We start from the raw sequence: 20,720 nt of genomic DNA, 5'->3' as shown, positions 1-20,720 counted from the left end.
CTCAGCAGCGCTTGAAGGTGTGGCGGCGCGTGATCGTCCGGCCGGACTTGGCCCGCGCGCGGACGAGGACCGTCGCCCGGGCCTTCGTGGTCGCCGGCAGCCGGACCCGGACCGCTGCGCCACGCCGCTGAAGCCGGACACGGCGGCCGTCGACGGTCACGCGACGCGCGCGGGCACCGGGCGGCAGGCGCACCGTGACCGAGCGCGCCGCACACGTCCTCGACGGCGGGGCGGCGGCGACCGGCGGCACCGGGGCCTCGGCGCAGGGCAGCGAGGTGGTGCCCTTGGTGTAGCGCCGCACGAACGCCCACGTCGCCGCCGTTCCGTCGGGCGACCGGATCGCGGCGACACCCGTGGAATCGGTCGTGGGCTCCCCCGGCCAGGAGTGCGGCATGCCGTGGATCAGCCACTTCTCCCCGACCAGGCAGCCGCCGCGGTCGCGGTAGCTGCTGACGTCATACGCGTAGCCGCCGGGCACCTGGTCGCGACGCACGCTCGCCGGCGTCAGCGCGAGCGGTGTGCCCTGGCGGCCGCTGAGCACCAGGTTGTTCATGCGCAGCCCCTGCTCGAGCGCCTTCTCACCGCACGCGCTCGGGAACGCGAGGTCGGCGTCGGACGTCATCACCATCGTCGGGACGACGCGGGCCCGCGGGCCCATCTGCGCGAACGCGAGCTCCGCGCTGACCGCCGCCGGTATGCCGGTGCCGGTCACGAAGCAGAGCCCGTCGGCGAACCCGGCCGATACGACGTTCGCCGCCGCGGCGAAGATGTCGGAGTACGCGGCCGCCTCCACGGCGGCCATGAGCCCGCCGGCTGAGACGCCGACCGCGTAGACGCGTTCGGTGTCGACGGGCAGCCGCGCGATCGTGTCCCGCGTCATCGCGGCGATGGCCTCGGCGTCGCTGTAGCCGCGGAAGTAGGTCGTGGGGTCGTAGAACTTCCAGGACTGGTTGATCGGTCCCGGAGCCACGCGGCCGAGCGCGTCGACGTCCGGGTACAGGACGATGAAGCCCTCGCGCTCGGCGAGCCGGTTGTAGCCCGTGACGCGGACCTCCTGCTCGGCGGTCGTCTGCGCCCCGTGGATCATCACGACCAGCGGGACCCGCTTGCCCGCCGGCAGCGAGCGCGGGACGTACCGCAGGAAGCGGTAGTCGCCGCCACCGGACGCGAACGATCCGGTCGTCGTCTGCCCCGGGTCCGGCGGACCGGCGACCGCGGCGCCCGCCACCCCCGGACAGGCCAGGGCGGTCAGGACCGTCAGGACTGCGATCACCCGGTGCACCGCCCCACGCTACCGGCCGGATGGCACGGGGGGTCAGTCCCGGCCGCGCCCTATATTGGCCCCGCCCGTCGTCGAAGCCACCCCGGAGTCCCATGTCCCGACCGACCCTCCACGATCCGCTCACCGCGGGCGCCCTCCAGCTCGCGCACCGTGTGGTGATGGCGCCGCTGACCCGCATGCGGGCGACGGGCAGCGGCAGCACCGCGCCCAAGGCCCTGAACGCCGAGTACTACGGGCAGCGCGCGTCGGCCGGCGGCCTGATCGTGTCGGAGGCGACGCAGGTCGCTCCCGAGGGCCAGGGCTACCCGGACACCCCGGGCATCCACGAGCCGGAGCACGTCGCCGGCTGGCGTGCGGTGACGGACGCGGTCCACGCGCAGGGCGGCCTGATGGTCGCGCAGCTCTGGCACGTCGGCCGGATCTCGCACTCGAGCTTCCAGCCCGGCGGCGGCCTGCCGGTGGCGCCGTCCGCGGTCGTCCCGGCCGGCCGGGCGCTCGACGCGACGTTCAGCCCGGTGGCGTTCGAGACGCCGCGCGCGCTCGAGCGCGACGAGATCCCGGGCGTGGTGGACCGCTTCCGGGTCGCCGCCGGCCTCGCGCTGGAGGCCGGCTTCGACGGCGTCGAGGTCCACGGCGCGAACGGCTACCTGATCCAGCAGTTCCTCGAGCCGCACTCCAACCAGCGGACCGACGACTACGGCGGGACGATCGCGAACCGCGCGCGGTTCCTGCTGGAGGTCGTGGACGCGGTCGCCGGGGTGGTAGGCCCGGACCGGGTCGGGGTCCGCCTGAGCCCGTACAACACTGCGAACGACGGCTACGCCGGGACCGAGGGGACGCTCGAGCTGTACACGCACGTCCTGGCGGAGCTCGCGTCGCGCGGGCTCGCGTACCTGCACCTGGTCGAGCCGCGCGGGCATCGCGACGAGCCGTCGCCCAGTGGCATCGACTCCGCGGCCGCGCTGCTGCGGCCGCTGTGGCCGGGGACGCTGATCGTCGCGGGCGGGTTCACGCCCGCGAGCGGCGGCGAGATCGTCGCGCGCGGCGACGCCGACGCGGTCGCGTTCGGGCGGACGTTCATCGCGAACCCCGACCTGCCCGAGCGCATCCGCACGGGCGCCGAGCTGAACCCGTACGACCGCTCGACCTTCTACGGCGGCGACCACCGTGGCTACACCGACTACCCCACGCTGACCGAGGCCTGAACGCCGCGGTCCCCCGCCCGTCTGACGTCCAATTCTGGTCGCGCTGACGACCAAAATCGGTCGTCAGACGGGCGAAGCCCGGTCAGAACCCCGCGAACGCGTCCCAGTCTGCAGCTGCCGCGCAGTTGCGCTCCAGCAGCGCGCAGATGAGCGCGTTCACCTGCTCGTTGTCCGGCAGCACCGCGATCGCCGCGGTCGTGATCATCAGGCCGCTCAGGAGCTGGGTGCGGTAGTCCGCGAGCGCCTCGTCCCGTCCGTACTCCGCGCCGCCCGCCGCGTAGACCTCGAGGTAGCCGTCGATCAGCGCGTGCTCGTGCGCCTTGCGGTCGGCCGCGTCGATGCTCCCCGACAGGAAGTAGCCGACGTCGTACATCGGGTTGCGCAGGCCGGTGACCTGCCAGTCGATGACGACCGCGCCGACCGCGCCTGCGTCCAGGCGCTCGAAAAGGACGTTGTCCACGCGCGGGTCGCCGTGGGTGAGCGTGAGCCGCGTCTGCGGCAGCAGGTACCACTCGCGCACGCGGCGACCGGCGGTGTCGACGAGCTCGAGGTCGCGGTCGTCCAGACGGCCGCGGAAGCGCGCCAAGGCCAGGTCGGCGCCCGTGCGCGTGGTGCCGGCCCAGTAGTCGCAGACGTCTGCCATCCGGATCGGCCAGGCCGGCGCCGTCGCCTCGTCCAGCGGCGCGAACGCCGAGTGCACCCGGGCCAGCTCGGTCAGCACCGCGCGCGCTTCGTCGACGCTGCACCCGGCCACCTGGTTGCCGGGCGTCGCCGTCTGCGTGAGGTCCTCGACGACGAGGTTGATGTTGGTCTCGTCGCCGCCCACCCAGTACAGCTCCGGGATGCGGCAGGCGGCCTTCTCGCTGATGGCGCGGTAGGCGCCGATCTCCCGGTGGTAGGCGCCGCTGCCCAGACCGTGCTGGTGGACGGCCGGGTCGCTGGGGCGGAACTTCGCGACGACCGACGCCGGGGCGTCCGCCGCGGCCGCGTACTCGATGTCGAGGCGGACGGTGTCGCTGACGTTGCCGGCGCCGACCGGCGTGGCACGGAACGCGCTCACCCGGGCCCCGTCGTGGCCGGCACCGTGCAGGACCGCCTCGATCCAGGCGGCGTCGATCTGGTCGATGCGGTCGAGCAGTGCGGGGGTCATCGCCAGGGCTCCTCGGAGTAGGTCGCGTTCCAGACGTCGGTGATCCGGCCGTCGACGACGCGGAAGACCTCGATGCCGCTCAGCGTCTGCCCGCTGCTGCGGGCGCAGTTCCAGACCAGGACGGCGTCGCGGCCGTCCCCGGCGAGCACCTCCCAGGTGAAACGCGGCTCGTGCTTCTCGAGGTCGCCGCGGATGCGCGCGATCTGCTCGTCGTGCGAGAGCTCGCTGCGGGCGCCGGGGTCGTGGCGGACGAGCGGGTCGCCGCAGACCTCGCGGACCAGGTCGACGTCGCCCTGGTGGTAGATCTCCTCCAGGTAGCGCGTCACGACGTCGACGGGGCTCATGCCGCCCCCGCCGCACGGTAGGCCTCGACGACCGGCGTCAGCTCCTCCGGGGTCGCGCCGTGCAGGATCACGCGGTCGGCGCCCGTCGCGAACTCCCGCTCCACGCGCGCCACGCACTGCTCGGGCGTCCCGGTGGCCGCCGGCTCGAGCCACTCGTCGGGGATCAGGCCGGCGATGTGCTCGATCTGCTCCCCGGTCGCGCGGCCGTCGATCATCTCGGTGAACGAGGACACGACCGGGTCGGCCCGGAAGCGCTCCAGCACGGCCGGGTCCCAGCGGTTGGTGTCGACCATCAGGTCGCCGTAGAACTGCAGGTAGGTGGCCAGGCGCGCGACCGTCTTCTTCAGCTGCACGTCCGGGGCGATGTGCCCGCCGACGGTCGCGAAGCACGACCACACGCGAACCTGGCCCGGGTCGCGGCCGGCCTCCTCGGCGGCGCGCTTGACGGTCTGCACGGAACGGGCGAGCGTCTCCTCGGTGAAGAACGTGTGCAGCACGACGTCGTCGAACGCCCGGCCGCCGAGCTTCAGCGAGTTCGGCCCGAAGGCGACGAGCGCGAGCGGGATCTGCTCGTCGAAGGACGAGTCCAGGCGCAGCATCGGGTAGCGACCCGCGGGGCCGTCGTGGTCGACGATCGTCTCCCCCGCCCACAGGCGCCGCATCAGCCCGGCCCAGTCCTCCATCTGCGCGGTCGTGATCGCGGGCATGCCGAACGCCTTCTGCAGCGGGACGATGCCGCGCCCGATCCCCGGGGTGAAGCGCCCGCGCGAGAGCCGGTGCATCGTCGTCGCCCACGAGGCGGAGACGATCGGATGACGGAGCGTGTGATTCGTGGTGGCGATGACGATCTGCAGCCGCTCGGTCACGGCGAGCGCGGCCCCCGACAGGGACGAGGCCTCCTTCGTGCTCCAGCGCTCGGACAGGAAGCCGGCGCCGAGGCCGAGCGCCTCCGCCTGCCGCGCCTCGTCGAGCAGGACGCCCGGATCCTCGGCGTGTCCCCCGAGCAGATAGCACCCGAGGTCGCTGAGCGCCCGCTGGGCGGGGACGACATCGGCCGGGACCTGGCTCGAGGGTTGCACGTGGACGAACCTCCCACACGTTCGCACCGCGAAGCCAGTGCGAGTGATGGACGTCCGGTGCTCCGGGGCGGATAATTCCGGGGCGCGGGAACCGCCGGTAAGTGGAAGCATGGGCACATGGCCGGCCTCCAGTCGCTGCAACCCCCGCCGCTGGGGTCCCGGGACCGCGAGCGCCTCAGGACCGCCATCGACGCCGCCTCCCCGCGGCTGGTCGAGCTGTCCGACGCGATCACCCGCCGGGTCCTGAGCGTGCACCCGGCGTTCCAGGCCGCCGTCGGCGATGCGCGCGTCCTCGCCCACCAGGCCACCATCGCGAACGTCGGCACCATCGTCTCCACGCTCGCGCTCGGGATCGCGCCGGCGCAGCTCGACGTCCCCGACGGCGTACGCGGCCTGCTCGACCACGTCGCCATCGACGAGGCCGGGCTGCCGACGTTCCTCCGCGCCTACCGCCTCGCCGAGGCCGACCTGAACCGCTGGTGGATCGCGGAGCTGACGGAGCACGCCGACGACGCGGCGCAGCTGGCCCGGCTCATCGCCCATTCGATGTCCCACATCGCGGGCTACGTCGACCACGGGTGCGAGGTGATCGCCGAACGCTGGAGCGCGATGGTCGAGACCTCCCAGCGCACCGGCCGGCAGCGGGACGCCGCGCTGCGCGCGCTCCTGCGCGGCGAGCAGGTCGACCCGGGCCTGCTGGGCCACCCGCTCGATGTCCCGCAGCTCGTCCTCGCGTGCCACGCCGTCCCGCCCGTCGGTGCCGCTGCCGCGGTCACCGGCGCGGCGCAGCACCTTCCGCGCATGGCGCTCGAGCTGGCCGACGGCACGCTCCTGGTCTGGGTCGCGGCCGCCGACGCCGCCGCCCGTCTGCCCGCGGTCCTGGCCGGCGCACCGGCCGGTGCCTGGCTGGTCGCCGCGGTCGCGCCCCCGGGACCCGACGCGCTCGGCCCGGCGGCGACCCAGGTCCGCGACGGACTGCTCGCCGCCCGCCGCATGCACCCCGGCGGTGCCGCCGTCCCTCTCGCCGAGGTCGCGCTGATCGCCACGCTGCTCGCCGACGAGGCCCGGGCCCGGCAGATGGTGCAGGCGGTGCTCGGCCCGCTCGCGGCCCCGACCAGTCGCAACGCCGACCTCCGCGCCACCGTGCGCGCGTACTTCGAGGCCGGCGAGCGCAAGACCGGGGCGGGCGCGATGCTCGGCATCCACGCGAAGACCGTCGCCCACCGCCTCGCCCGGGTCGAGGAGCTGCTCGGGTCGCGGATCGCGGACCGGCGCGTCGTGCTCGAGACCGCGCTTCTGCTGCAGCAGGCGCTCGAGCCCGCGTGACGTCAGACCTCCGAGGAGGCGGAGTGCGGAGTCCCCAGCCCCGCGACCCGGCGCCCGGGGCGCGCCAAGGCCTGCTCAGGTCGGGACCGCGGCCGCGGCGGCCGGCGCCGCCACGGGGACAGAGTCGGCCGGCTCGACCCGGACCGGCACCCCGACCATCACCGTCTGGCCCGAGATGCGCTCCACGTTGCGGTCGTCGCATTCGGTCCCGAGTAGCAGGTTCGGGTTGTTCCCGCTCGCCGCGGTGGCGACCCGCCAGCCGCCCTCGTGCTTCCAGCCGTGCGGGACCGCGATGTTGCCGGGCGTGATCTCGTCGGTGACCAGGACGGGCAGCTCGATCGCGCCCGAACGGGACACGATGCGGATCTGGTCCCCGTCGGCGACGTCACAGGCGGCCGCGTCGCTCGGTGCCATCCGTGCCGCGTGCGGCTTGCGGCCGCCCATCAGCTTCGGGGCGTTGTGCATCCAGGAGTTGTGCGACCGCAGCTCACGCAGCCCCGTGAGCCGCAGCGGCAGCGCGGGGTCCGGGGCGGGCCGGGCCAGCAGGCGCTGCAGCTCGCCCACGAGCTCGGGGCCGGCGAAGTGCAGCCGCTTGTCCTTGTGACTGACCGCCTTGCGCCAGCGCCCGCCGCCCGTCGGGACGCCGTCGCCCAAGACGATCCCGCTCGGGCGCTCGCGCAGCTTGCGCAGACTCAGCCCCTTGCGCCGCAGTCCGAAGAAGTCGCCCTCCGGGCTGAGCCGGACGGCGAGCGCGAGGACGACATGCGGGGGGACGCGGACGCCGAGGCGCCCGAGCAGCCGCGCCGCCGGGACGCTCGACGGGACCAGGCCGACGCGCCGGCTGAGGTCGTCGATGATCTGCCACTCCTCCCGCGCCTGTCCGCGGGGCGGCAGGACCGGATCGCTGAACTGCGCGAACGGCGTCGTCGCCAGCTCGTTCGGGATGAACGGCGGGTCGTCCCGCTCCAGGAACGTCGTCACCGGCAGCACGTAGTCCGCGTGGCGCGTGGTCTCCGTCACGTAGAGGTCCAGGGCGACGAACAGGTCGAGCCCGCCGAGCGCCTCGACGAGCGTGTCGCCGCCGGGAGCGGTGTTGACGGGGTTGCCGGCCGAGCAGAAGAACGCGCGGATGCGGCCGGGGCCGGGGGTCGTCATCTCCGCCGGCATCACGACGGACGGCAGCGTCCCGGCCACCTCGGGGTAGTCGCCGACCCGCGAGCGCTTCGTCGCGTAGGTGGCCAGGCCGGCGAGCTTCGCGATCTTCGACCACGGGACCATCGGACGCCCGAAGGTCAGCCCGCCGGGTTTGTCGAGGTTGCCGGTCAGCACGCAGAGGGCGTCCGTCAGCGCCGCGATGAGCGTGGCGAAGTCCTGCGTGTGTGCCCCCGTCCGCCCGTAGACGACCGCCGACGGCGCGGCGGCGAGGTCGCGGGCGAGCGCCCGGACGCGGTCGGCGGGCACACCGGTGCGCTCGACCGTGAGCTCGGGCGGCAGCAGCAGGGCCGCGTCGCGCAGCGGGCCGATGTCGTCGACCTGCTCGGTGACCGCCGCCGTGTCGACGAGCCCCTCCTCGAACAGCACGCAGATCAGGGACATCAGCAGCCACGCGTCGGTTCCGGCGCGGATGCCGACGTGCTCGTGCTCACGCGCGGTCTCCGACAGGCGCGGGTCGACGACGACCACCCGGCCGCCCCGGTCCCGGAGCGCCGTCAGCTCGTCCTTGATGCGCGGCGTGGAGACCAGCGACCCGTGGGAGACGAGCGGGTTGCCGCCGAAGATCAGCCAGAGGTCGGTCCGGGTGATGTCCGCCAGCGGGATCGCCAGCGACGAGCCGTAGACCAGGGCGTTCGCCGTGAACCGCGACGCGACGTCCTGGGAGTTCGCGCTGAACAGGTTGCGGGTCCCGATCGCGTCGACGAACCCCTTCATCCAGAGGAAGTGCGAGTACGAGAAGTAGGTCGGGTTGCCGAAGTACCAGCCCACGGCGTGCGGGTCCCCGTCCGCGAGGACGCGCTTCAGGCGGACGGCGATGTCGTCCATGGCCTCGTCCCACGAGACGGGCTCGAACGTGCCGTCGGCGCGGCGGCGCAGCGGCTCGGTCACGCGGTCGGGGTCGTTCTGGACCTGGGTCATCGCGATGCCCTTCGGGCAGGCCTGGCCGCGGGACACCGGGTTGTCCGCGTCCGGCCGCAGCTGCGTCAGCTCGTCCCCGTCGACGGTCGCGACGAGCCCGCACATCGGCTCGCAGATCCGGCAGAACGTCTTGACCTCGCGGATCCCGGTCTGGCCCTTCGCCATCGTCGCCATCGCTGCTCCCTCGTCGCTGGACCCACCGAACCTCCCACGGACCCTGTCCCGACCGCCACCGTGGTTCGACGGCCGGACCGGCCGGGCGTTGTGGGATCCACAGCCCGGTCTGCGAGGCTGACCGGATGCCAGCCGCCGACATCGACGCACGTGCTGCCGTCCTGTGCGAGGACGTGGCGGTGGCGCTGGCGGCCCGCACCGCGGCGATCGCGGGCCAGCTCGTCGACGAGGTGGCCGAGCACCTGCCCGCTGCGGTGGCCGACGACGAGCTGCGCGGCCTGATGGTCGACGGCGCGACCGCGAACGTCGGCCTCGTCACGGCGATGGCACGGACCTGGAGCGATCCCGCCGGCAACCCGCCGCCGCCCGAGGTCGCGCGCTGGGCGCGGGCCACCGCGCGCGCGGGGCTCAGCGTGGCGGACGTCCTGACGGTGTACCGGCTGGGCCACGCCCGGCTGTGGCGGCTGTGGCAGGCCGAGCTCGCCGCCCGGACGCCGGAGCACGAGCTCTTCGTCCACGCGTCGGCCCGCTGCTCGGACTTCCTCTTCCGCTGGGTCGACGCGATGTCCAGTCCCGTGGTCCGCATCCACGGGGAGGAGCGACGGCGCCTGGACCGCGGGACGGAGGCCGCGCGCGTGGACGCCGTCCGGGCGATCCTCGACGGCGAGCCGCTCGACACCACCGCGGTCTCGCTGCGGCTCCGCTACGACCTCGAGCGCCATCACGTGGCGGTCGTCGCCTGGCTCGACGAGCTCACCGATCCCGTCGACGAGGACGCCCGCCTGCAGGACGCCGTCGCACGGGTCTCAAAGTGGCTGCGTCCCGGTAGCACGCCCCTGCTGGTGCGCGGCGGCTCGCAGTCGGTGTGGGCGTGGGTCGGCTGCGACGACCGGCCCACCCCACCGGCCGGCGGGCCGCCCGCCGCGCTCGGCGACCGGCTGCGGGCCCGGGTGACGATCGGGACCCCGGGGCACGGGCTCGACGGCTTCCGCCGCTCGCACGAGGACGCTCAGGCGGCCGCACGCGTCGTGCGGCTCACCGGCGACGCGGCCGGCGGCGGCATCACCACCTACGACGACGTCGCCGTGATCGCGCTGCTCACGGGCGACCTCGACCGGGCCCGCGAGTTCGCCCGGCGGCGGCTGGCGCCCCTGACCGGGGTGCCAGGCTCGGACGTGCTGCTGGACACCCTGCGCTGCTACCTGGCGGAGGGCCAGAGCTACGCCCGCGCCGCCCGGCAGCTGGGCGTCCACGAGAACACGGTCGCCTACCGCGTGCGGCGGGCGCTGGAGCTGCTCGGCGAGCCGGACCCCGGAGCGCTCCCGCTGCGGGCGGCGCTGGCGATCGCCGACGCACTCGGCTAGCGCCTACTCCAGGACCGTCTGCGGCAGCAGCCTCGCCTCGGAGCCGCGGCGCCACTCCGCCAGCAGCGCGCTGGCGTCGTCGCGCAGCTCGACGTGCCCGCCGGACAGGATCGTCGTGCGGATCCGGCGGAGCATCTCCGGGGCAGGGTGGCCGGCCTGCGCCTCGCGGATGACGAAGTCGGTGAGTCGCTCGAGCGTGAACAGCTCCCCGTCGCCGTCGCGCGCCTCGGTCAGGCCGTCGGAGTAGAGGAACAGGACGTCGCCCGGCTGCAGCGCGACCTCCTGGATCGCGGGGGCGCGGTGCGGCAGGCCGCTGCCCAGCGGCGGGACGCCGACGGCCGGCGGCGTCACGACGTGGCGGCTGCCACGAACGATGAACGGCGGCGGATGCCCGGCGAGGAAGTACCGCAGGCGACCGGAGTCAAGGTCAAGCTCCGCGACCACCGCAGTCACGAAGCGGCGGTCGGGGTACTGGTCCTCGACCGCCTGGTTCATCGCGGCGTGGGTCTGCGTGAGGTCGTGGCCGCTGCGCCGGCTGTGGCGGTAGGCGGCCAGCGCGAACGCAGCGGCACCGGCGGCGGCGAGCCCGTGGCCCATCGCGTCGAACATCGCCAGGTGCAGCAAGCGGTCGTTCACGGCGTAGTCGACGACGTCCCCGCCGTTGTCGTAGGCGGGCTCGAGCATGCCGGCCAGGGCGAGGTCGTCCGTCGCGAACATCATCGGCGGCGCGAGCCCCCACACGAGCTCGGCGGCCAGCGACATCGGGGCCTGGCGCCGGGCGAATTCAAAGCTGTCGCCGTACGCGTCCTTCGTCATGACGGTCGCCGCGACGAGGTGGGCGTACCGCTCGCAGGTCTCCGTGAGCAGGTCTCCGGTGAGCTGCTCGGCGAACGACATGGCCAGGACGCCCATGCGCTCGGTGCCGTCGAGCAGGGGCACCCACAGGCGGCAGCGGTCCGGGGCCTCGGCCGCCGTCGTCAGGATCGTCGACGAGCTGAACGCGCGCCCGGCCACGGTGCCGGCCACGGCCAGGGGCGGGGGCGTCAGGCGGCCGGACTGCGGGAGCGCGACGAGCACCTCCTGCGCGTAGTCGATCAGGTAGACCTCGACGTCGGTGGCGCCGATCTCGGCCCCTTGCTCGGCGGTGACGCGGGCCACGTCGGCCGGGGTGCTGAGGTGCGTGCGGCGCAGGAAGCCGGTCAGCAGTCGCGCGATGGCCGCGTCGTCCAGCGACCGCCGGCCCGTCGGGTCTGGTGGAGGACCCGAGGGCATCGGGCCACCCTAGTGGGGTCGGTGCTCCCAATACGATCGGGGTATGACCACCAGTGATCTGTCCGCGTCCCTGCGTCCGATCGGCGTGTGGACGTTCACGGACGGGCTCTCGGCCCGCGACGCCGGCGAAGCGGCGAAGCGCATCGAGGCCCTCGGCTACTCGGCGCTCTGGCACCCGGAGACCGTCGGCCGCGACCCGCTCGTGCACCTCGCCCACCTGGTCGGGGTGACCGACACGCTGTTGCTGGCGACCGGGATCGCGAACCTCTACAACCGTCACCCGGGCGCGATGAAGCAGGCGCGCAACACCCTCGCCGAGCAGTCGGGCGGACGGTTCATCAACGGGATCGGCGTGTCCCACAAACCGCTGGTCGAGGGCCTGCGCGGCCTGTCCTACGACAAGCCCGTCACCGCGATGCGCGGCTATCTGGACGCCATGGAGGCCTCGCCCTACCAGGGCCCCGAGCCCGCCGAGGCGGCGCCGGTCGTGCTGGCCGCACTCGGGCCGAAGATGATCGCCCTCGCCCGCGATCGCAGCGACGGCGCCCACCCGTACTTCACCACCCCGGAGCACACCCGCCAGGCCCGCGAGATCCTGGGCCCCGACAAGCTGCTGTGCGTCGAGCAGAAGGTCATCCTGGCCGCGCCGGCCGAGCAGGACGCCGCGCGCGACGCCGCCCTCGCCCAGGTCGCCCGCTACGGCGCGCTGCCGAACTACCGCAACAACTGGAAGCGGCTCGGCTACACCGAGGAGCAGATCGAGGCCCAGGACCCCGGGTTCGTCGACGACCTGATCGTGATCGGCGACCCCGACGCGATCCGCGCGCGGATCGCGGAGCACTACGCGGCCGGCGCCACCCACGTCTGCATCCAGCCGGTGTCCCTCAAGGGCCGCCCGACCCCGGACCTGGACGTGCTGACGGCGCTCGCCCCGGAGTAGCGCGGCGCGGCGCGGGCCTGCCTCAGGCCGCGACCGCGCGGGTGGACCTGCTGGTGCTGCGGACGTGGGCCACCGCCTCCAGGAGCGCCCGCGGGAAGACGCCCGACGGATGCGTGGCGGCCATGTGGTCCGCGTCGATGTCGAACTCCCGGGCGCCGAGCGCCGCCGCGAGCGCGCGCTGCTTCTCCGGCGGGACGGCGGCGTCGCGGGTGGTGACGATGACGGCGGCCGCCACCGGCAGGTCGCTGATCCACGGCCGGGCGTCGTACCGGGAGAGCTCGCGGCCGGCCTCGGCGAGGTGGCTGCTGGAGCCCCGCGAGAGCTCGCCCGCGATCCAGCTCCCGGTCGAGTCGGCCGGCGCCCCGCCCGCCCGCACCATCGCGCGCCACAGCAGGTCGGGGGCCAGGCCCAGCAACAGGCGCAGCCCGGCCATCCCGCTCCACAGGACGCTCATGCCGAGCCCCTTCCAGTGCAGCGCCGTCGCGCCGAGCACGACCCCGGCGATCCGCTCGGGGTGCCGGTAGGCGGCGAGCGACGCGATCGGCCCGCCCATCGAGTAGCCGACCACCACGGCGTCGCGGACGTCCAGCGCCTCGAGCAGCGCCGCCGCGTCGCCGGCGCAGTCCTCCAGGCGGAACGGCTGCGGCGCGCGCAGGCCGCGGCCGTGACCACGGTGATCCAGTGCCAGCACCCGGTATCCGGCCGCCTGCAGCGGCCCGTAGGTCGTGATCCAGTTCAGGTCGCTGGTGGCCATCCAGCCGTGGAGGAGCAACAGCACCGGTCCCGTGCCGCCGCTGTCGCGGTAGAACAGCTCGCCGCGTCCGGGGACGACGACGGTCTGGCCCGGCGGCAGGCTGATCGGCGGGACGGCGGGGTGGGCCGAGAGGCCGAACGGATCGAGCAATCGCACCAGACTCCAATGCCCCGGACGGCTCGCGGAAAACGCGACGCAGTGTGACATGTCTCACCGAAGGACCGGACGCCCGAGGGTTGTGAGGCCCGGCGCTACGACCCCGCAGCCGGGCGCTTCGTCAGGTCGCTGCCGGCGCCGTGATCTCGTAGTCGGCGGGCTCCACCTGGCGCAGCCGGGCCCGGTGCAGGTCGGGCGTCCAGGGCCACAGCTCGGGCAGCCCGTCCGCGCCGAGGTACCAGCTCTGGCAGCCCGTCGCCCACACCGTGCCGGGCATCGCGGCGCGCATCTCGGCGTTGAACCGTGCGGTCGCCTCCTCCGTCGGGGCGACGGCGTCGATGTCCCGGGACTGCCAGCGGTCGATCCAGCCGAGGATGTGGTCGGCCTGGCTCTCGGCGATCTCGGTGAGGCTGTAGTTGCCGACCGGGCTGTGCGGGCCCATCAGCGTGAACAGGTTGGGGAACCCGGGCAGCGCGACGGTCATGAACGCCCGCGGCCCGCCGGCCCACGCCTCGTCGAGCGTCACGCCGTCCACCCCGGTCAGCGCGAGCGGACGCATGAACGCGTGGGCGTCGAACCCGGTGGCCAGGGCGATCACGTCGACCTCGTGCAGGGTGCCGTCCGCGGTGCGGATCCCGGTCGGCTCGACGCGGTCGATCGGGTCGGTGACGAGGTGGTTGTCCGCGCGCTGGATCGCCGGATAGAACGCCGAGGACGCGACGAGCCGCTTGCACATCGGCTGGTAGTCGGGGGTCAGGGCGGCCCGGAGCTCCGGGTCCCGGACGCGGCGCAGGTGCAGGCGGCAGATCGTCTGCAGCAGCGTGCGCTTGGGCCCCGGGCTGGTGACGGCGGACCCGATCCACTCGGCCCGCGCCCTGATCTTGTCGTAGCCGCGGACGTCCAGCTGCGGGAAGCGGCGGTGCAGCAGCTTCGTCAGGCGGGAGTAGCGCGGGTTGAACATCGGGAGGATCCACTGCGCCGAGCGCTGGAACAGCCGCACCTCCGACGCCACCCCGGCCAGGCCACCGACGATCTGGGCGCCGGTCGACCCGGTGCCGATCACCGCCACCCGGCGGCCGGCGAGCGGCACGGAGTGGTCCCAGCGCGCGGAGTGGAAGACCGCCCCCGTGAACGAGTCGAGGCCCGCGATCGCCGGGACGTTCGGGATGCGCAGGATGCCGCAGGCGGAGATGAGGAAGTCGGCGCTCGCCTCGGCGCCGTCGGCGAAGCGCAGCTGCCAGCGGCCGTCCGCCCAGCGGCCGTCGACCAGCTCGCTGCTCAGCCGGACGTGACGGCGCAGGTCCAGGTCGTCGGCGACCTTGTCGAAGTACCGCCAGATCTCGGGGCCGGCGGAGAACCACCGCGACCAGTCCGGGTTCGGCGCGAAGCGGAACTGGTAGAAGCGCGAGGGCACGTCGCACGTCAGCCCGGGGTACGTGTTGTCCCGCCACGTCCCGCCGAGGTCGGCGGCCTTCTCGTAGACCGTGAAGTCCTCGATGCCGGCACGCTTGAGTTTCGCGGCCATGCACAGGCCGGACATCCCGGCGCCGATGACGGCGACGGTCGGGGTGCGGCGTTCGGCGGGCGTCGGGGTGCTCATCGCCCGCAACGGTACGCCAGCGTACGATCGCGGGTGTGTCCGCTCTCCGCTCGCTCACCTTCTGGCGCCACTACGTCGAGATGGTCGTGGCGATGCTCGTCGGGATGGCGGTGCTGTTCGTCCCGGCCGAGCACCTGCTCGAGGCCGCCGGGGCGGACGACGACAACGCCCCCGCCCTGCTGCTTGCGGTGATGTGCGTCGCGATGACCGCCCCGATGGTCGGCTGGATGCGCTACCGCGGCCACCGGTGGCGCGTCGCCGGCGAGATGGCGGCGGCGATGGTCGTGCCGACCCTCGGCGTCCTCGCCCTGCTCGCCGCCGGCGCGGTCACCGACTACACGACGCTCATGATGGCCGAGCACACCGTGATGTTCCCGGCGATGCTCGGCGTCATGCTGGCGCGTCCCGACGAGTACGCGCACCGGCACCCGCGACCTCGAGCGGCGACCACCTGACGCCTGCAGGCTCAGGCCCCCGTATGGCATAAACGGACCGTGGTCCGCTTGTGCTTTACTAGACGACATGCAGATCGGAATCGACAGCTTCGTCTCGACGGTGACCGACCCGTCCACCGGGGTCGCCCTGACCCCCGAGCAGCGCATGGCGCACCTCCTCGAGGAAGCCCAGCAGGCCGACCGGGCCGGCCTCGACACCTTCGGCGTCGGCGAGCACCACCGTCCCGAGTTCCTGGACTCGGCGCCGTCGCTGATCCTCGCGGCGATCGCCGCCCGCACCGAGCGGATCCGGTTGAACAGCGCCGTCACGGTGCTGAGCGCGGCCGACCCGGTCCGGGTGTTTCAGCAGTTCGCGACGCTCGACCTGATCAGCGGCGGGAGGGCCGAGCTCGTCGTCGGCCGCGGGTCGTTCACCGAGGCGTTCCCGCTGTTCGGCCTCTCGCTGGCCGACTACGACTCGCTCTTCGCCGAGAACCTCGACCTGCTGCTCGCCATTCGCGCGCAGCCGACCGTCACGTGGTCCGGGCGCCACCGGGCTCCGCTCACCGGGCAGGGCGTCTACCCGCGGCCGGTGCAGGACCAGCTGCCCATCTGGCTCGGCGTCGGCGGCAGCCCCGAGTCGTTCGAGCGGGCCGGGACGCTCGGGCTGCCGCTGATGGTGGCCATCATCGGCGGCGAGCCGGCACGGTTCCGGCCCCTCGTCGACCTCTACCGGGCCGCCGGCGCGCGGGCCGGGCATGCGCCCGCGGACCTCAAGGTGTCGATCCACGTCCCCGGGATGGTCGCCGACACCACACAGGAGGCGGCTGACCTGTTCTGGCCCGGCTTCGAGCAGCTCTTCGGCCGTATCAGCCGCGAGCGCGGGTACCCGCCGCCGTCGCGCTACAGCTACGACGTCCAGCGCGGGCCGGGCGGCGCGCTGTTCATCGGCGACCCCGAGACGGTCGCCGGGAAGATCCTCGCAGCCTCGGAGGACCTGGGCGGCCTGCACCGGATCACGCTGCAGATGACCAACGAGCGGCTGGGCCACGACGCCATGCTGCGCGGCATCGAGCTGCTCGGGACCGCGGTCAAGCCCCTGGTCGCCGGCGCGCCGAGCGCGGCATGACCGGTCCGTCGACCGAGGCGGCCCGGCTCGCGCTCGTGCAGCTCCACCGCGAACTGCTCGACGAGCAGCGCAAGGAGGTCGAGCGCGTCCACGGTCGCCTCACCGCGATGCAGGCACTCCAGGCCGCGACCGAGGATCAGCGCTTCGCGTGGCTTGGCCCACTCGCCGGGCTCATCACGGAGCTCGACGCCGCGCGTGCCGAGCAGGACGAGCCTCGTGCCGACGCGGCGCTGGTGCGGGTGGACGCGCTGCTCCGCGTCCCCGACCCGGCAACGGCATTCGGCTACCGCTACCTCGACGCGCTGCAGCAGCACCCGGCCGTCGTGCTGGCCCACCGCGACCTGGTCGCCGCACTGCCCCGGCGTTGACTTCGGCGGCGCCGCAGTGGTGTCAAATGCGACAACGTGTAGCGCGGCCATCGTTGGGTACGACGGCGCGGTGGCGTCCCACCTGGGCGCCACCGCACGGATGCGCGAACAACGAGGCACACAGATGGATCACGGGACCACGACGACGAACCACGCCCACCGCCGCGGCCAGCGGACCGAGACGACCGGGCAGGCCTTCATCGACGGGCGAGCCGTCGCCGACGTCTGCGTCGTGCGGCAGTTCCCGGGCCGGCGGCCGAACACCGACCGCGACCGCGACGCGAGCCCGCGCCTGCACGAGCTCGAAGGGCAGCGGTACATCCGGTTCACCCACGTCGGCGATGCGGAGCTGGCCAAGCGGCTGCAGCGCATCTGCGACTCGGTCGGCGATCGCAGCGCACGGAGTGCGCTGCGGGAACGCGGGCAGAACGTGGTGCACCTCGACCTGGAGCTCGGCTCCGAGATCGTGCACGCCGCGGTGACCGCGCCGGTGCAGCCGCGCCGGTCGGTCCGCACGTCGGAGTTCGCGGTGTCCTGGCGCGACTGACCGCGCGCTCAAGTCCGCCGCGCTCCGGGCGACTGCGGTGGCGTGAAGCTCCGTCGCTCCAGCGCCCCCGAGCCGCAGCCGGCCCCCGCCGCTGCTCGCGGCAGCCGGGACGGCACCCCTGACTCGGTCCTCGACGCGGCCGCCGCGATCGTGCGTGCCCTTGCGGAGGCGGCGTCCGGCGGGCCCGAGCCCGCCGCCCGCCTCGACGCCTGGGCACGGCACCTCCTGCTCCTCGAGCCGGCCCCGAACGCCCGCGGGGGCGCCGCCCCGACCGGCCGCGACTGGGCCGGGCTCCGCCGCCACGTCGTCGCCCACGTCCGCGAGGACCGCGACGCCGTGGCCCGCTCGATGACCGACCTGCAGGACGCGGTCTGGCTGGTCGTCGACGGGCTCTCGCAGGCCATCGTGGGCGACGGCGCGAACGACGCGGACGCGGCCGGGCAGCTCGACCGCCTGCGCGCCGCGGCCGGAGGCCCCGCCGCCGAGCTGAAGGCGACCGCCCTGCAGACCGTCCAGCGCCTGTCGGAGATCGCCGACGAGCGCAGCGCACGCCAGGTCCAGCTGGCCCGCGAGCTCGGGGAGCGCGTCGAGGTCCTCCGGGTCGAGCTCGACGACACCCGCCGCGAGGTGGAGGTCGACCCGCTCACCAAGCTCGGGAATCGCAGCGTCCTGCAGCGCGAGCTGCCCCGCGCCGTGCAGGTGCGCACGCTCGTCGACGAGCCGGCGTGCCTCGCCGTCGTCGACCTGGACAACTTCAAGCAGATCAACGACCGCCACGGCCACCAGACCGGCGACAGCGCGCTCGAGGCGTTCGCAAGCGCGCTGGCCCGCAGCTTTCCCCGACGGCGGGACGTCGTCACCCGGTTCGGGGGCGACGAGTTCGCGGTGATCCTGCGCGACGCGAGCGCCGAGGACGGCTGCCGCCTGGCCGAGCGGTTCCTGGTGGCGGTGCGGCAGCTCGAGGTAGCCGGTCCGCGCGAGACGCTGCAGCTGTCCGCGAGCGTCGGCATCGCCGAGGCGTTCCCCGGCGAGGCCGCGGACAGCTGGTTCGCCCGTGCCGATCGCGCGCTCTACGAGGCCAAGGCTGCGGGACGCGACCGCGTGGCGATCGCGGGCGACGACGTGTCGGCAGCCCACTCCCGCCTGGCCGCCTGACCGTCGGCCACCTTTCGGGGCCACCTCCGGCCGGGCCGGGCGCTCGTCCGGACATTCACCACCGCAACGGTGGCGGAACCCTGGTTCATGCTCCACGCTCCACTAGAGCATAACTGATCGGTTTTGTCATCACCTTTCGGTTGTGTATGGTGAGGCATCGTGAGCACGACCGCACCGGTGATGTCCCCCCGTGAACGTCAGGCCGGCGGCTGCTGCATCGCGGCCGTCGTCCCGGACCTGGATGCCGAGGCGGCGGTCGAACTGGCAACGCTCGTCAAGGCCCTGGCGGACCCGACCCGGCTGCGGATCGTGGACACGATCCGCAAGGCAGACCCCGAGGCGATCTGCCAGTGCGAGCTGCTGCCGCTCTTCGACATGTCGCAGGCCGCGGTGGCCAAGCACCTGAAGGTCCTGGTCACCGCAGGGGTCCTTGGTGCCGAGCGGCGCGGAACCTGGATGTACTACTACCTGCGCCCTGGGGCGCTGAAGGAGCTGACCACATGGCTGAGCTGAGCGACGCCCGGGCCGATGCCGACGCCGTCCGCGAGACGGTCCGGGCCAAGTACGCGGCCGCGGCGCGCGCCGCGGCGGCCGGGGCGAGCGCCCCGGCGTCGTGCTGCGGCCCGGCGGAGGTCGCGCTGACCGACGCGGCCGGCACGCAGGTCTTCGGCGATGCGCTCTACGACGCCGACGAGCTCGCCGCGTCCGGCGGCGCTCTCGATGCGTCGCTCGGCTGCGGCGTCCCGACCGCCGTCGCCGACCTGCACGATGGCGAGACGGTGCTGGACCTCGGGTCCGGCGCCGGGGGCGATGTGTTCATCAGCGCGGCGCGGGTCGGCCCGACCGGCCGCGCGATCGGCCTGGACATGACCGACGAGATGCTCGAGCTCGCCCGCGCGAACGCGGCGCAGGCGGGGCTCGCGAACGTCGAGTTCGTCAAGGGCCACATCGAGGCCATCCCCCTTCCCGACGCGTCGGTCGACGTAGTGATCTCCAACTGCGTCATCAACCTCTCCGGCGATAAGCCGCAGGTGATGCGCGAGGTCGCCCGCGTGCTGCGGCCCGGAGGCCGGTTCGCGGTCTCCGACGTGATCGCCGACCCCGGCATGGACGCCGCGACCCGTGCGGACATGGCAGCGTGGACCGGCTGCATCGCCGGCGCGCTGACCCGCGAGGAGTTCGAGCAGGCGCTGACCGACGCCGGGCTCGGCGCGATCGAGATCCGCGAGACGCACCGCGTGCACGACCAGGCCGCGGCGGCCATCATCCGCGCCGCGAAGCCCGCCCGGGCGACCTGAGCCGATGCGCGTCGGCATCAACGGGTTCGGCCGCATGGGTCGCCTCTCGCTGCGCGCCGGCTGGGACCGGCCCGACCTCGAGTTCGTCCAGGTCAACGAGCCCATCGGCGGCGCGCACACCGCGGCGCACCTGTTCACGTTCGACTCGGTCCACGGCCGCTGGGATCGGGGCGCCCGCGGCGACGCCGGCACCCTGACCGTCGACGGCACCGACCTCGTCTTCACCGACGCCGCCACCCCCGGTGGCGGGGGGTGGGACGACGTCGACATCGTGCTGGAGTGCTCGGGGCGGTTCAGGACCGTGGAGGCGCTCCAGCCCTATTTCGATGCCGGCGTGCGGACGGTCATCGTCGCCGCGCCGGTCAAGGACGTCGAGGCGCTGAACGTCGTCATGGGCGTCAACGACGACCGGTACGACCCCGCGGAGCACCGGGTGCTGACGGCCGCGTCATGCACGACCAACTGCCTGGCACCGGTGGTCAAGGTCCTTCAGGACGGTCTCGGGATCCGGCACGGGACCATCACGACGCTGCACGACGCGACCAACACGCAGACGATCGTCGACGCCCCGCACAAGGACCTCCGCCGGGCGCGGGCGGCTTCGCTTTCCCTGATCCCGACCACCACGGGCTCGGCGGCCGCGATCGGCCTGATCCTCCCCGAACTGGCCGGGAAGCTCGACGGCCTCGCCGTCCGGGTGCCGTTGCTGAACGCGTCGCTCACCGACGCCGTGTTCGAGGTCGAGCGCCCGACGACCGTCGACGAGGTCAACGCCTTGCTGAAAGCCGCGGCCGACGGTCCGCTCGCCGGCATCCTGGGCTACGAGGAACGGCCGCTGGTGTCCGTCGACTACGCGAACGACCCACGATCGGGAGTCGTCGACGCCCTCTCCACGATGGTCACGGGCGGGACGCAGGTGAAGGTCCTCGCCTGGTACGACAACGAATGGGGCTACGCGAACCGCCTGGTCGAGCTCGCCGGACTCGTCGGCGCTGCCCTCGCGACCTGAG

At 73.7% G+C, this 20,720-nt stretch carries 20 protein-coding genes; 12 read left to right on the top strand and 8 right to left on the bottom strand.

Features of this window, described 5'->3' with window-relative positions; genetic code table 11:
* Position 1: 1 nt before the first annotated feature.
* Positions 2-1,282, bottom strand: coding sequence for a PHB depolymerase family esterase (locus DSM112329_RS09890; RefSeq protein WP_354701651.1), 1,281 nt, complete (start codon positions 1,280-1,282; stop codon positions 2-4).
* Positions 1,283-1,374: 92 nt separating this feature from the next.
* Here DSM112329_RS09890 and DSM112329_RS09885 point away from each other — a divergent pair, with 92 nt between their 5' ends.
* Positions 1,375-2,487: an alkene reductase gene (locus DSM112329_RS09885; protein WP_354701650.1), complete on the top strand. Its 1,113-nt coding sequence runs from the start codon at positions 1,375-1,377 to the stop codon at positions 2,485-2,487.
* Positions 2,488-2,569: 82 nt separating this feature from the next.
* Here DSM112329_RS09885 and DSM112329_RS09880 read toward each other — a convergent pair whose 3' ends face one another.
* From DSM112329_RS09880 to DSM112329_RS09870, 3 genes are read right to left on the bottom strand one after another with little or no spacing between them, the layout of a single operon-like run.
* Positions 2,570-3,637: a phosphotransferase gene (locus DSM112329_RS09880; protein ID WP_354701649.1), complete on the bottom strand. Its 1,068-nt coding sequence runs from the start codon at positions 3,635-3,637 to the stop codon at positions 2,570-2,572.
* Positions 3,634-3,981 carry a nuclear transport factor 2 family protein gene (locus DSM112329_RS09875; protein WP_354701648.1) on the bottom strand — a complete coding sequence of 116 codons (348 nt, stop codon included), beginning with the start codon at positions 3,979-3,981 and terminating at the stop codon, positions 3,634-3,636. The genes DSM112329_RS09880 and DSM112329_RS09875 overlap by 4 nt, the downstream gene beginning before the upstream one ends.
* Positions 3,978-5,060: a TIGR03857 family LLM class F420-dependent oxidoreductase gene (locus DSM112329_RS09870; RefSeq protein WP_354701647.1), complete on the bottom strand. Its 1,083-nt coding sequence runs from the start codon at positions 5,058-5,060 to the stop codon at positions 3,978-3,980. The genes DSM112329_RS09875 and DSM112329_RS09870 overlap by 4 nt, the downstream gene beginning before the upstream one ends.
* Positions 5,061-5,177: 117 nt before the next feature.
* On the opposite strand from DSM112329_RS09870, the gene DSM112329_RS09865 reads away from it, so the two are divergent.
* Positions 5,178-6,386, top strand: a complete 1,209-nt coding sequence (locus DSM112329_RS09865; protein ID WP_354701646.1) for a helix-turn-helix domain-containing protein — start codon at positions 5,178-5,180, stop codon at positions 6,384-6,386.
* Positions 6,387-6,461: 75 nt separating this feature from the next.
* Here the strand turns inward: DSM112329_RS09865 and DSM112329_RS09860 are convergent, their stop codons facing one another.
* Positions 6,462-8,693 carry a molybdopterin-dependent oxidoreductase gene (locus DSM112329_RS09860; RefSeq protein ID WP_354701645.1) on the bottom strand — a complete coding sequence of 744 codons (2,232 nt, stop codon included), beginning with the start codon at positions 8,691-8,693 and terminating at the stop codon, positions 6,462-6,464.
* Positions 8,694-8,818: 125 nt separating this feature from the next.
* Between DSM112329_RS09860 and DSM112329_RS09855 the strand changes: the two genes are divergently transcribed.
* Positions 8,819-10,057: a helix-turn-helix domain-containing protein gene (locus DSM112329_RS09855; RefSeq protein ID WP_354701644.1), complete on the top strand. Its 1,239-nt coding sequence runs from the start codon at positions 8,819-8,821 to the stop codon at positions 10,055-10,057.
* A gap of 3 nt (positions 10,058-10,060) precedes the next feature.
* Here the strand turns inward: DSM112329_RS09855 and DSM112329_RS09850 are convergent, their stop codons facing one another.
* Positions 10,061-11,329, bottom strand: coding sequence for a PP2C family protein-serine/threonine phosphatase (locus DSM112329_RS09850; RefSeq protein WP_354701643.1), 1,269 nt, complete (start codon positions 11,327-11,329; stop codon positions 10,061-10,063).
* Positions 11,330-11,372: 43 nt separating this feature from the next.
* Here DSM112329_RS09850 and DSM112329_RS09845 point away from each other — a divergent pair, with 43 nt between their 5' ends.
* Positions 11,373-12,269 carry a TIGR03620 family F420-dependent LLM class oxidoreductase gene (locus DSM112329_RS09845; protein ID WP_354701642.1) on the top strand — a complete coding sequence of 299 codons (897 nt, stop codon included), beginning with the start codon at positions 11,373-11,375 and terminating at the stop codon, positions 12,267-12,269.
* Between the two features lie 22 nt (positions 12,270-12,291).
* Here the strand turns inward: DSM112329_RS09845 and DSM112329_RS09840 are convergent, their stop codons facing one another.
* Together DSM112329_RS09840 and DSM112329_RS09835 are read right to left on the bottom strand one after the other, a co-directional pair.
* Positions 12,292-13,179, bottom strand: coding sequence for an alpha/beta hydrolase (locus DSM112329_RS09840; protein ID WP_354701641.1), 888 nt, complete (start codon positions 13,177-13,179; stop codon positions 12,292-12,294).
* Positions 13,180-13,300: 121 nt separating this feature from the next.
* A complete protein-coding gene (locus DSM112329_RS09835; RefSeq protein WP_354701640.1) occupies positions 13,301-14,779 on the bottom strand; it encodes an NAD(P)/FAD-dependent oxidoreductase in 1,479 nt (492 codons plus the stop codon).
* A gap of 35 nt (positions 14,780-14,814) precedes the next feature.
* On the opposite strand from DSM112329_RS09835, the gene DSM112329_RS09830 reads away from it, so the two are divergent.
* The 8 genes from DSM112329_RS09830 to DSM112329_RS09795 all read left to right on the top strand — a co-directional run bounded on the left by DSM112329_RS09830 (position 14,815) and on the right by DSM112329_RS09795 (position 20,719).
* Positions 14,815-15,234: a hypothetical protein gene (locus tag DSM112329_RS09830; RefSeq protein ID WP_354701639.1), complete on the top strand. Its 420-nt coding sequence runs from the start codon at positions 14,815-14,817 to the stop codon at positions 15,232-15,234.
* A 67-nt stretch (positions 15,235-15,301) separates the two neighbouring features.
* Positions 15,302-16,342, top strand: a complete 1,041-nt coding sequence (locus DSM112329_RS09825) for an LLM class flavin-dependent oxidoreductase (protein WP_354701638.1) — start codon at positions 15,302-15,304, stop codon at positions 16,340-16,342.
* Positions 16,339-16,710 (top strand): hypothetical protein, encoded by a 372-nt coding sequence (locus DSM112329_RS09820; protein ID WP_354701637.1) that lies wholly within the window; start codon positions 16,339-16,341, stop codon positions 16,708-16,710. Before DSM112329_RS09825 ends, DSM112329_RS09820 begins: the two co-directional genes overlap by 4 nt.
* 124 nt (positions 16,711-16,834) lie before the next feature.
* Entirely contained in the window at positions 16,835-17,257 is a 423-nt protein-coding gene (locus tag DSM112329_RS09815) for a hypothetical protein (protein WP_354701636.1), read from the top strand.
* A 42-nt stretch (positions 17,258-17,299) separates the two neighbouring features.
* Complete coding sequence (locus DSM112329_RS09810) at positions 17,300-18,412, top strand: GGDEF domain-containing protein (RefSeq protein WP_354701635.1); 1,113 nt, start codon at positions 17,300-17,302, stop codon at positions 18,410-18,412.
* 159 nt (positions 18,413-18,571) lie between these two features.
* The gene (locus DSM112329_RS09805) at positions 18,572-18,925 is read left to right on the top strand and encodes a metalloregulator ArsR/SmtB family transcription factor (RefSeq protein WP_354701634.1); all 354 of its coding nucleotides are present in this window, start codon (positions 18,572-18,574) and stop codon (positions 18,923-18,925) included.
* Positions 18,913-19,710, top strand: a complete 798-nt coding sequence (gene arsM, locus DSM112329_RS09800) for an arsenite methyltransferase (protein ID WP_354701633.1) — start codon at positions 18,913-18,915, stop codon at positions 19,708-19,710. The genes DSM112329_RS09805 and arsM overlap by 13 nt, the downstream gene beginning before the upstream one ends.
* A 4-nt stretch (positions 19,711-19,714) precedes the next feature.
* The gene (locus tag DSM112329_RS09795; RefSeq protein ID WP_354701632.1) at positions 19,715-20,719 is read left to right on the top strand and encodes an ArsJ-associated glyceraldehyde-3-phosphate dehydrogenase; all 1,005 of its coding nucleotides are present in this window, start codon (positions 19,715-19,717) and stop codon (positions 20,717-20,719) included.
* Position 20,720: the final 1 nt, after the last annotated feature.

The organism is Paraconexibacter sp. AEG42_29, assembly GCF_040581415.1.
Lineage (GTDB): Bacteria > Actinomycetota > Thermoleophilia > Solirubrobacterales > Solirubrobacteraceae > Paraconexibacter.
Note: the sequence above shows the minus strand (reverse complement) of the source record. Positions and strands in the feature narration are given on the sequence as shown.

What these genes read in the sequence shown, in the direction of transcription:
- DSM112329_RS09820 (WP_354701637.1), top strand. Translation starts at nt 16,339, where the DNA reads ATGACCGGTCCGTCGACCGAGGCGGCCCGGCTCGCGCTCGTGCAGCTC.
- DSM112329_RS09865 (WP_354701646.1), top strand. Translation starts at nt 5,178, where the DNA reads ATGGCCGGCCTCCAGTCGCTGCAACCCCCGCCGCTGGGGTCCCGGGAC.
- DSM112329_RS09795 (WP_354701632.1), top strand. Translation starts at nt 19,715, where the DNA reads ATGCGCGTCGGCATCAACGGGTTCGGCCGCATGGGTCGCCTCTCGCTG.
- DSM112329_RS09885 (WP_354701650.1), top strand. Translation starts at nt 1,375, where the DNA reads ATGTCCCGACCGACCCTCCACGATCCGCTCACCGCGGGCGCCCTCCAG.
- arsM (WP_354701633.1), top strand. Translation starts at nt 18,913, where the DNA reads ATGGCTGAGCTGAGCGACGCCCGGGCCGATGCCGACGCCGTCCGCGAG.
- DSM112329_RS09845 (WP_354701642.1), top strand. Translation starts at nt 11,373, where the DNA reads ATGACCACCAGTGATCTGTCCGCGTCCCTGCGTCCGATCGGCGTGTGG.
- DSM112329_RS09875 (WP_354701648.1), bottom strand. Translation starts at nt 3,981, where the DNA reads ATGAGCCCCGTCGACGTCGTGACGCGCTACCTGGAGGAGATCTACCAC.
- DSM112329_RS09815 (WP_354701636.1), top strand. Translation starts at nt 16,835, where the DNA reads ATGGATCACGGGACCACGACGACGAACCACGCCCACCGCCGCGGCCAG.
- DSM112329_RS09855 (WP_354701644.1), top strand. Translation starts at nt 8,819, where the DNA reads ATGCCAGCCGCCGACATCGACGCACGTGCTGCCGTCCTGTGCGAGGAC.
- DSM112329_RS09880 (WP_354701649.1), bottom strand. Translation starts at nt 3,637, where the DNA reads ATGACCCCCGCACTGCTCGACCGCATCGACCAGATCGACGCCGCCTGG.
- DSM112329_RS09835 (WP_354701640.1), bottom strand. Translation starts at nt 14,779, where the DNA reads ATGAGCACCCCGACGCCCGCCGAACGCCGCACCCCGACCGTCGCCGTC.
- DSM112329_RS09825 (WP_354701638.1), top strand. Translation starts at nt 15,302, where the DNA reads ATGCAGATCGGAATCGACAGCTTCGTCTCGACGGTGACCGACCCGTCC.
- DSM112329_RS09850 (WP_354701643.1), bottom strand. Translation starts at nt 11,329, where the DNA reads ATGCCCTCGGGTCCTCCACCAGACCCGACGGGCCGGCGGTCGCTGGAC.
- DSM112329_RS09860 (WP_354701645.1), bottom strand. Translation starts at nt 8,693, where the DNA reads ATGGCGACGATGGCGAAGGGCCAGACCGGGATCCGCGAGGTCAAGACG.